Consider the following 9,499-nt stretch of genomic DNA (forward strand, 5'->3'; position numbering starts at 1 on the left):
AAATTATGCCAGGTTCAGAGTCAGAACAAAATGTCCCATATATAAAGGGGCAAATATCCTTGCCAGAAGTGACGGTAAAAGCAGTATTGGTAGGTGTAATCCTAGCGGCAATATTTACAATGTCTAGTCTTTATATAGGCTTGAAATTTGCTCGCACTGTGGCTGCTTCTATTCCTGCTGCATTATTATCCTTGATGATATTTAAGGCATTCAAAAAAACTAACATACTCGAAAATGTTGTCGTTCAAACTATTGCTTCCGCAGGTGAGGGTGTTGCATCGATGGCGGCGTTTTGCATTACGGCAATTTTATTATCGGGTTATTGGCAAGAGTTTAAGTATTTAGATACAATGCTGATATTAGGCCTCGGCGGTATACTTGGAGTTTTTATGTCTATACCACTGCGCAATATTATGATTGTTAAGGAAAAAATGCCATATCCGGAAGGGATAGCAGTAGCAGAAGTTCTTATTTCCGGTGAAAGTAAAGGGTATGCAACAAAATTGTTGCTTAAAGGCTCTTTCATATCGGCGTTAATTACTTTAGCCCAAACTGGATTTAAGATAGGTTCTGATTTTGTGATGTATGGAATCAAAACATTTGGTTCTGTTTTTGGGGTAAGTGTTGTTCTTTCTCCTTTATCGTTAGGAGCAGGTTATATTATAGGGTTGGGTAGTAGCTTGATAATGCTAATTGGAGCCTTGGTAGCTAATTTTGTAGTTTTACCGTATTTAGGCCTAACATATAGCGGCGAAATCGCTTCTATGGAGCCTGTGCCGTTATTAATAGCCCTGCAGAAGCAATATCTTAGATATGTAGCCGTAGGGGTGATGATGATAGGGTCTTTGTGGTCATTAGTAGCAATATTTCCGACGATCAAAAAGGCTGTTACGCTAGGTATTGTAGGCTCAACTCATATGGCTTCATCAGCGCATCTTAGAACAGATAGAGATATACCTGTTTTTTGGGTTGTTACTGGTATATTTTTGGTATCGATTCTAATCGGTATGTTTTTTTATTGTACTTTATCCAGTACTAGTTTTAGTTTTGGTTATAAACTTATTGTTTCTAGTCTTGCTACTTTAGCGGTTATTATAATTGGCTTTGTTATGTCCTCCGTTGCATCCCAGCTTGTGGGAATTTTAGGGACGACTTCATTACCAGCATCGGGGTTATGCCTAGCGACTATTATATTATTTGTTTCTGTTATATCACCGGTTTTAGCTACGGAAGGTAGTAGCCATATAATGGATATAACTATTATTGGTATGACTCTAGTTTTTACTTCTGTTGTTGGGTCTGCGCTAGTCCTGAGTGGAGATAATATGCAGGACTTAAAAACCGGCTATTTAATAGGGGCAACTCCTTGGAAACAACAGCTAGTATTACTTATAGGCGTTTTAGTAGCAGTTGTTACTACACCGTTTGTCCTCCAAACGATGTTTGAGGCTTATGGAATCGGTGACATGATGCCCCGTCCTGATATGAATCCCGCCAAAGCTCTTTCTGCTCCGCAAGCTATGCTTATTGCATCCGTAACTAAGGGGCTACTTGTAGGTCAGCTTCCTTGGCCTATGGTCAATTCCGGAATTATTATAGGTATAATAATAATTATTATTGATTTAATTCTTTCTAAGTCCTTTGCTAATTTAAGATTACCTATCATGACTTTTGCAGCTGGGTTTTATTTGCCTATGGGTATTTCGGTAGCGTTCTTTTTTGGCGGCTTACTTCGTTATTGTGTGTCTAAAAGTAAAAATTCTAAGAATCTACAGGAAAATGGGTTGATGATAGCCTCGGGATTTATTGCAGGGGAAGCTATCATGGGAGCGTTACTTAGTATACCTTTTGCTTTGTACAAAGATGCAAATATCCTAGCACTTCCTGTTGGTTTAAGCAGTTTTACTCAAGACGTAATAGGTATTATTATTTTTGTCATTTCTGCATGGTTATTTTGGAAAATTACCAAATCTGACAAAAATGTGGTATTATCGTAGGGAAGGGTATTTCTTTAATCTTTTTTTATAAGTTGTGGTTATATGTTTATTCAAACTGAGGAAACTCCAAATCCTAACGCCTTGAAATTTCTGCCAGGGCTTGATATTAGACCTAAAAGTCCGGTGTTTTTTAATAACTTTGATGAAGCTAGAGCTAAAAGCCCTCTCGCTGCCAAATTATATGACATTGGTAATATAGAGGCGGTTTTTTTGGGAGCAGATTTTATTACTGTCACTAAAACCCCTGAAATTGAATGGAAACTGTTAAAACCAGAAATATTAATGGTTATTATGGATCATTTAGTTTCAGGTTTGCCTATTTTTAACAATAATGAAAATACATCCACTCAAATTAATACTGATGGGCTTTCAGAAATCGAAAAACAAATTATTGAAATTATAGAAACCAGAGTTCGTCCTTCTGTAGCTATGGATGGTGGTGATATAATATATAAGGGCTTTAAAGAAGGAATAGTTTATCTTCAATTACACGGTGCGTGTTCTGGCTGTCCTAGTTCTACTGTTACTCTTAAGAACGGTATTGAGTCGATGCTCCAGCATTACGTCCCAGAAGTCCAAGCTGTAGAGGCGATAGAGGAATAAACTTTTAAGAATAAAACTCGTAAGGCATTCCAAGGTTCACACTTAGTAAAAATATTCAAGTGATTTAGGAGTTTAATTTTCCAAGCCCATTGAAAAAATAATTTCTGCTGCTTTGGTAGAAGGAGACTGCTTGTTATCAAGGCCAATAATTTTTAGGATTTTTTTAGTATCTACTGTTTGTGAATTTGCTTTGTTCGGATCAGATATTAGGGCATTCAAGGCGTTCGCAATATTTGTAGCTGTAAAATCTGATTGTATAAATTCTGGAATTACTTCCTTATTGGAAATGATATTTATAATGTTAACATACTTAATTTTTATACAAGCTTTGATAACTAGATAAGTTAAATAATTTAATTTATAGCCAACTACCATGGGTGTACCAGATGCAGCAATTTCAATGGTATTAGTACCGGATTTAGCCAGAGCTAAATCGCTTACTGCAAAACTCTTAAGTTTTTCCGTGCTAAATATAAAATCAAATTTTGCACCTACCAAATATTTGTTAATAAGATTTACATGTAATTCATTAGGTTGGATAAATATTGCAGTTAATCTAGTTGTTGAAGATAAAATATCTAATGCTTCTCTAATTATCGGTATATGCCTTGATATTTCAGATTTTCTACTACCAGGAGTAATTGCTATTATTTTTTGGTTATCGGGAATGTTAAAATCGTGTCTTAAATCCTTAGATTTATCATAAAAATCTTGTTCTAGAGCGGGATAACCGATAAATTCAGAGCTTAACCCATATTCGGTAAAATAAGGTGGTTCAAAGGGAAGTAATGTTAGTAGTTTATCGTAAACTTTAGAATATTTTTTTGCCCTTCCTTCTTTATATGCCCAAACAGATGGGGCAACAACATGTACTAATTTTATTTCCGGTGCAAGCTTTCTAACTTTAGCAGCTACTCTGAAAGTAAAACCGGGAGAATCAATTGTTACCAGGATTTTAGTGCCGCTATTTACGATATCATTTACAGTCTCGTTAATGAGTTTGTTGATGTGGAAAATATGTGGTAATACCTCAAAAAAACCCATTAAATTTATCTGTTCAAAGTCAAAAAGCGATTTAATTCCGGCTAATTTCATTTGCGGTCCGCCAATGCCGTAAAAAGAAATATTTTTACCCCTATCAGAATTAATTTTTTTGATCGATTTAATTATTTGGGCACCAATAAAATCGCCAGAATTTTCTCCAGCTATAAAATAAAATTTCATATATTATCAGTTTTTATCTTTTTTAGAATTACATAAACTGTAATTTAGATCCAGTATTTCCGATTCTATACCAAGGCAATGTAAAACACTATGGAATATGTAGTCATGCGAAATTATTTGCCCCTTATGGCTATCTACTGCATTTACCAATTCGGGGTAGTTTTTTTTGAAACTGTCAGAAAACCATACCATAAAAGGTATTTCTTTTTGCTCCGGGGCAAACTCAGAACCATGACCTAATCTTCCGTTTTCTCCAAGTGATTCCCCATGATCGGAAGCAAAAATTAAAAAGGCATTTTTGTTTTTTAATAGATCGATTAAATTAGCTAAAAAAAAATCAGTGTACAGAATTGAATTGTCGTAACTATTGATTAATTCTTCTTTAGTACAACTTGCTTGGTCTATTTTAGCATTTTTTTTTTGCGTTGGATTAAATTTAGTAAATTCTTCAGGGTATCTTGAAGCATAATTCCAGTGACTGCCGGAGAGTTGAACGGTAATAAATTGCCTGCCTTGTTTTTCGAGAAGTTTTTCAATATATGGTAGCATCAAACCGTCATGTGAATTCATACTGTACAGTAATGATCCACCAGGAATTATAGAAAATTTTACCTCGTCGTATAAAGTGCTGGTGCTTTCATAGTACCCACTTATAGATTGGGTGCTTATCCAAGTAGTGTCGTAGCCAAGAGCTGTTAAAACTGAAAGAAAGCCTGTTTCTGATTTTACTTTATCGATATTTTGCTCATTATGCCTGGAGAATAGGCATGCTATGGAAAGATGAGTCGTGTTATCACACGAGCGTCCTTCAAAGGAATATAAATTATTTATTTTTTTTAGGTTTGGGGTAGTGTCTCTTTCATACCCATTAATACCAAAATTGCTATACCTTGCAGATTCTCCTATTACCAAAACCCCAACTATATCTTCTTTATTATTTATAATTTGAAAGCTGAATTCCTTGCTAATGTCCTGACGTACATGATCTTTATTGCCAAAAAAGTAAACATAACTATTGTGAAGGTATTGTAGGGGAAAATAGCTTTTTAAAATTTTAAACTGAGGAGAAATAATATTATTAATCGCTACAAATAAACATAATGCTGTTAACATTCTTGAAAAAAAAGATTTAGTAGTTTGTGGGTTAAAATGCTTTATTCCAAATATACAAATTGATAAACTGAATATTATCCATATAATGACTCTGGTGCTAATTAACTCCGATATTTCAGAGATTTCGGTGCCATAAATAGCGGGCATCATTTTTTCTGTCGGTGCTACTCCAAGATAAAATAGGTAGTAACTAGCGATTGCTCCGGTAAAAAAGAGAAAAATTGATCCTATAATGAATATTAGGCGGTGGATTGCTAGCCCAAAAAAGAAAATAAAAGTTGCAATATAAGTGTAAATAAATTGCTTCAATAATTCAAATACGGCGCTAACAAATGACACTTGATAGTATTCGTATTTGTACAATACAACACTTGTATTAAACATTAAACAGTATATAAGTGCAAAGGTAAGGGCTGTGCTAACCAAAGATACGTCTAGTTGTTTTTGAATGGATTTAATCATATTAACGTTTTTAAGCTATTTTTTATAAGGTTTACTACCATGATCATAAACTCTCTGCAAGAGTTTTATAGTTTTTTTGAAATAAGCAAACCTTTACTGGCGATTGATTATGGTAATAAAAAAATAGGCCTTGCTATTTCTAGTCCCGATCATAGAATAGCTATGCCTCATTCAATAATAGCAGTAAATAACGATAGGGAAAAGCTAGATCGTATTATTGATTTTAGTGTAAAATACAATATATGTGCAATCGTTGTGGGATTACCGGTAAATATGGATGGTACTAGTAGTAGTCAGGCGAAAATAGTTAATAACTTTGTTAATAAATTGATTAAGAAAACTAATTTACCGGTATATTTACTAGATGAGCGTCTAACTTCCAGGGCCGCAGATAGTATGTTAAAAAATATGGGTCTTAACAGAAGACAAAGAAATGAAAGAGATGATATGGTTGCTGCTAGTATGATTTTAGAAACAGCCCTGGAATCAGTAAAAAAATTGTGATTTAGCTTGAAAACAAGAATATTGTTATATATTTTACATACGTTTTATATTTCTTTTCTTGACAGTAAGGAGATAACTATGTATCTTTTTCCGGAGAATTAAGTTTTATATTTTATCAAATAAGAATAGGGATTAAACATGTCTCGTAGGTGCGAATTAACAGGTGTTGGAGTACAATTCGGTAATAATGTATCTCACTCGCAAAGAAAAACTAGAAGGCGTTTTGAGCCTAACATTAAAATTGTTAAGTGCCGCAGTGAATTAACGGGTCAAGAATATAAACTGAAAGTAGTTGCAAGATGCTTGCGTAGTATTGAAAAAGCAGGAGGTTTTGATACCTATATGCTAAGCGCAAAAGTTTGTAAAATGTCTGATAACGCCAAATCTATTAGAAAGGAAATTAAAAAAGTAAAAGATAAGGTAGAAGTATGAAAAAAGACACTCATCCAAAGTATCAGGCCTTAAAAATCAAAATCGGTAAAGATGAGTTTTTGACTTCTTCTACTCTAACAAGCGGTGAAATTCTAATGGACGTAGATTTTCGTAAACACCCAGCTTGGAATAAGTCGACTCTTAATGTGGTAAATCAGTCTAATAAAAATGTCAGCGATTTTAACAAAAAATTCGCAGGCTTATCTTTTGGCGTAAAAAAGAATTAATTATCATTATGTTCTTTAGCTTTGGCTTTTTAGGCCAAAGCCCAGAGTTTTTTGTTAGGTAAGGACTCTGATATCAACAAAACTGTCAATTGTTATAAATTTCTACTAATTTAAATTATTTAAAAGTTATTTTAGGGTATAACCTATTAGCCCTTTTTTCTATCGTTAAAGAGTACGTCGCTTGAGTTTTAAAGTGTATATTATAGCCTTAATTGATTTAAATAGAGGATCTATAGGACGCTTTATAGATAGAGAAACAAAGAAATCGTCTTCGATTTTCTTTACTTTAATTATTCATCGAGTTTAAATTTTCCAGATTTTAATATTTATAGGTATCTTTATTTCTCTAAATCCTATTGATGAAAGTTAAAATTTGGATTACGATCCAAAATTATTCATAAGGTATAACACTATTTAATAAAAAGGGATGGAATGTTAAAAAAAGTAGCCTTTACTATGTATCCAGTTAATGATCTGGAAAGAGCAAGAAATTTTTACGAACAAATATTAAATTTAAAAGCTACTGCAATTTATCCTCAAAAAGTAGGTGGATCATGAATTGAATATGACTTACCACAAGGGGGCTGTTTTGCGATAACAGATATGTTAGAAAATATTACCCCATCTTCTTCATCAGGAGGTTCAATTGCTTTTGAAGTAGATGATCTTGACAGACTAGTTAGTGAACTCAAAGAAAAAAATATAGAGTTTAAATTAGATAATATAGTAACCCCTGTATGCAAAATGGCTGTTATCTTAGATTCAGAAGGTAACGCTTTAACGCTCCACCAATTAACAAAGAGCTGATAAAATTTAACTCACTTACTACTTACGATTTTTGTTTTTATTGAATAAATAATCGTATATGAACATAGCAGCTCCTATAGTAATAAAGCTGTCAGCAAAGTTGAACGCCGGAAAACTAAATTCTTGATAATTGAAATAAATAAAATCAAAAACAGCGCCCCGAATTATTCGGTCAATCAAGTTGCCGAGGGCGCCGCCAATAATAAAACCTAATCCGTAAAGAGATAATTTTGATTCAGATTTAAGTAATAAATTGATTAGATATATTACAATAAAACTATTTAAGATAAGTAATGCGTAGTTACTATATTGGTAATATTGTTTAAAAAGCCCAAAACTGATACCATAATTCCAGGCGTATACCAGATCTAGAAATGGTAGAACTTCAAGAATAAATCGTGGCTGTGTTTTTAGGTAAGAAATTAGATAAGTTTTGCTTATCTGGTCCAGCGTAATTAATATTAACACGGTTAATGAATAGCTTATAAATTTTTTCATTTTTAGTGTTATATTTTAGCGGCTAAAATAATCTAACTTCTTTTATATCATTGGCAGCAATTTCAGTACCACCATCAAGTTTCGATTCCAGGCGTGATAATTGGTTTTTAAATTTATTAAATTTAGCAAGTTCCATACCTGTTAACTGTATGCTAGGAGTAGATTTGAAATTTGCTGGATTGATTTGCTTACCATTTTCTCTTACTTCATAATGCAAGTGAGCGCCAGTAACATTACCACTAGTTCCTACAAAAGCAATCGTATCCCCTTGTTTAACTCTTGAACCTTTTTTTAAGCCCGTTGCAAATCTTGAAGTATGAGCATACGCGGTAGAGAGTTTATTATTATGCTTCAGCACTACTATTCTGCCATACCCAGAGATCCATCCTATGAACTCTACCGTGCCATTACCGGCAGCATATATTGGGGTCCCTACAGGAGCTGCGAAATCTACGCCCTTATGCATAGCTCCATAACCATGCACAGGATGAGAATGTCTATAACCGAATTTTGATGATATTCGCACTACTTTTATTGGTGTTTTAAGCAATGTACCTTTTGTGCTTTCTCCTTTTTCAGAAAAAAATTCATAATTTTCTTTTTGACCAGTTGGAGAATATTTATAGATTCTATACTCATTACCTTGAGTTTGAATAGAAGCATATATAATATATCCGTGATGAGATAATTTACTATCTGAAGTTACGAATTTTTCGGTAATTACTGTTATTTTGTCTCCGCGTTGGATTTGCCTTTGGAAGTCAATTTGGTGACTATAGGTGTTTATAAGGCTAATTATAGTGGTACTGGATAGCCCGGCCTGTTTTAAAGAAGAAATAACATTTGAATCTACCGTTGTTTCATATTTTGTAACTAATTTTGTTAACGGTACTGAATTAATTTCGGTAGAAAAATCATCGCCGGATTTGATAATATTAATGGATTTTATATTATTTATTTCAAATGAAACTAAACTTAAGCTTTTTTCTTCTTTAGCTAATTCTTCTTCTCCGTTTTCAACAAGATTCAGAGTGTATTCAAACGTGATTTTTTTACCTACCTTTAACAGAGTTAAATTGTTAGATGCCGCTATTTTAGTGATTTTTTGTATATCTTCGTTACTTATATTTTCTCGTTTTAATATGGCGTTTAGAGTGTCACCTTTTTCTATGGTAACTGTATTAACTGTATTTTCTGAAACTTCTTCCTCGGCTTCTGTTGTAGTAGTTCTTGGAGTTAACAAAGAAAATGACATATTATATACGTATATGTTAGCTCCCAGTAAAAATAAGGCAATTAGGAATAGCGAAACAAAAATAGAAAATCTCCTGATGGAATAATCAAAAAATACATAAAGTGGCTGTATTAGGATATTTTTAAGGGTATTGACCATAATATAACAAATCTTGTTTATTTGGAATTAACTTGAGGTCTCTTATAGAGAGCTAATTTACGAAAGTACTTTGACCAATCTAAAGTACTTTTTTTCTAATTACAAATAGAAATTTCATATTTTTTACAGTGTTTGCTTTTATGAGTTCATATTTTTAGTCTTTTTAACAGACATAGCTTATGTAATATTGAACTTAAATATTAGTATGATACTTAATTTCTAAGCCACATTGGTAAAAT

Annotated in this window: 11 protein-coding genes; 7 read left to right on the plus strand and 4 right to left on the minus strand. The window is 33.1% G+C overall.

Annotated elements, in window-relative coordinates:
* Positions 1-5: 5 nt before the first annotated feature.
* Positions 6-1,997: an OPT family oligopeptide transporter gene (locus N3Z16_RS01855; protein ID WP_282486519.1), complete on the plus strand. Its 1,992-nt coding sequence runs from the start codon at positions 6-8 to the stop codon at positions 1,995-1,997.
* 42 nt (positions 1,998-2,039) lie between these two features.
* Positions 2,040-2,600 (plus strand): NifU family protein, encoded by a 561-nt coding sequence (locus N3Z16_RS01860; RefSeq protein WP_282486520.1) that lies wholly within the window; start codon positions 2,040-2,042, stop codon positions 2,598-2,600.
* A gap of 72 nt (positions 2,601-2,672) precedes the next feature.
* On the opposite strand, the gene lpxB is transcribed toward N3Z16_RS01860, so the two are convergent.
* Together lpxB and N3Z16_RS01870 are read right to left on the minus strand one after the other, a co-directional pair.
* Positions 2,673-3,824, minus strand: coding sequence for a lipid-A-disaccharide synthase (gene lpxB / locus N3Z16_RS01865; RefSeq protein WP_282486521.1), 1,152 nt, complete (start codon positions 3,822-3,824; stop codon positions 2,673-2,675).
* Between the two features lie 6 nt (positions 3,825-3,830).
* Complete coding sequence (locus N3Z16_RS01870; RefSeq protein WP_282486522.1) at positions 3,831-5,399, minus strand: phosphoethanolamine transferase; 1,569 nt, start codon at positions 5,397-5,399, stop codon at positions 3,831-3,833.
* A 39-nt stretch (positions 5,400-5,438) separates the two neighbouring features.
* Between N3Z16_RS01870 and ruvX the strand changes: the two genes are divergently transcribed.
* From ruvX to N3Z16_RS01895, 5 genes are all read left to right on the plus strand, one after another.
* Complete coding sequence (gene ruvX, locus N3Z16_RS01875; RefSeq protein WP_223939012.1) at positions 5,439-5,903, plus strand: Holliday junction resolvase RuvX; 465 nt, start codon at positions 5,439-5,441, stop codon at positions 5,901-5,903.
* Between the two features lie 138 nt (positions 5,904-6,041).
* Positions 6,042-6,335 (plus strand): 50S ribosomal protein L28, encoded by a 294-nt coding sequence (gene rpmB / locus N3Z16_RS01880; RefSeq protein ID WP_223939011.1) that lies wholly within the window; start codon positions 6,042-6,044, stop codon positions 6,333-6,335.
* A complete protein-coding gene (rpmE, locus tag N3Z16_RS01885; RefSeq protein WP_223939010.1) occupies positions 6,332-6,562 on the plus strand; it encodes a 50S ribosomal protein L31 in 231 nt (76 codons plus the stop codon). The genes rpmB and rpmE overlap by 4 nt, the downstream gene beginning before the upstream one ends.
* A 432-nt stretch (positions 6,563-6,994) precedes the next feature.
* Entirely contained in the window at positions 6,995-7,120 is a 126-nt protein-coding gene (locus N3Z16_RS01890) for a VOC family protein (RefSeq protein ID WP_282486523.1), read from the plus strand.
* 45 nt (positions 7,121-7,165) lie between these two features.
* Positions 7,166-7,369 (plus strand): VOC family protein, encoded by a 204-nt coding sequence (locus N3Z16_RS01895; RefSeq protein WP_282486524.1) that lies wholly within the window; start codon positions 7,166-7,168, stop codon positions 7,367-7,369.
* Positions 7,370-7,387: 18 nt separating this feature from the next.
* Here N3Z16_RS01895 and lspA read toward each other — a convergent pair whose 3' ends face one another.
* Together lspA and N3Z16_RS01905 are read right to left on the minus strand one after the other, a co-directional pair.
* Positions 7,388-7,867, minus strand: coding sequence for a signal peptidase II (gene lspA, locus N3Z16_RS01900; RefSeq protein ID WP_282486525.1), 480 nt, complete (start codon positions 7,865-7,867; stop codon positions 7,388-7,390).
* A gap of 22 nt (positions 7,868-7,889) precedes the next feature.
* Complete coding sequence (locus N3Z16_RS01905) at positions 7,890-9,122, minus strand: M23 family metallopeptidase (protein ID WP_282486527.1); 1,233 nt, start codon at positions 9,120-9,122, stop codon at positions 7,890-7,892.
* Positions 9,123-9,499: the final 377 nt, after the last annotated feature.

It is taken from the genome of Candidatus Megaera polyxenophila (genome assembly GCF_029982035.1).
GTDB lineage: Bacteria > Pseudomonadota > Alphaproteobacteria > Rickettsiales > Rickettsiaceae > Megaera > Megaera polyxenophila.

Coding starts and splice junctions, on each gene's coding strand:
- lspA (WP_282486525.1), bottom strand. CDS start 7,867: ATGAAAAAATTTATAAGCTATTCATTAACCGTGTTAATATTAATTACG.
- N3Z16_RS01895 (WP_282486524.1), top strand. CDS start 7,166: ATGTTAGAAAATATTACCCCATCTTCTTCATCAGGAGGTTCAATTGCT.
- N3Z16_RS01855 (WP_282486519.1), top strand. CDS start 6: ATGCCAGGTTCAGAGTCAGAACAAAATGTCCCATATATAAAGGGGCAA.
- lpxB (WP_282486521.1), bottom strand. CDS start 3,824: ATGAAATTTTATTTTATAGCTGGAGAAAATTCTGGCGATTTTATTGGT.
- N3Z16_RS01870 (WP_282486522.1), bottom strand. CDS start 5,399: ATGATTAAATCCATTCAAAAACAACTAGACGTATCTTTGGTTAGCACA.
- N3Z16_RS01860 (WP_282486520.1), top strand. CDS start 2,040: ATGTTTATTCAAACTGAGGAAACTCCAAATCCTAACGCCTTGAAATTT.
- N3Z16_RS01905 (WP_282486527.1), bottom strand. CDS start 9,122: ATGTCATTTTCTTTGTTAACTCCAAGAACTACTACAACAGAAGCCGAG.
- rpmB (WP_223939011.1), top strand. CDS start 6,042: ATGTCTCGTAGGTGCGAATTAACAGGTGTTGGAGTACAATTCGGTAAT.
- rpmE (WP_223939010.1), top strand. CDS start 6,332: ATGAAAAAAGACACTCATCCAAAGTATCAGGCCTTAAAAATCAAAATC.
- N3Z16_RS01890 (WP_282486523.1), top strand. CDS start 6,995: ATGTTAAAAAAAGTAGCCTTTACTATGTATCCAGTTAATGATCTGGAA.
- ruvX (WP_223939012.1), top strand. CDS start 5,439: ATGATCATAAACTCTCTGCAAGAGTTTTATAGTTTTTTTGAAATAAGC.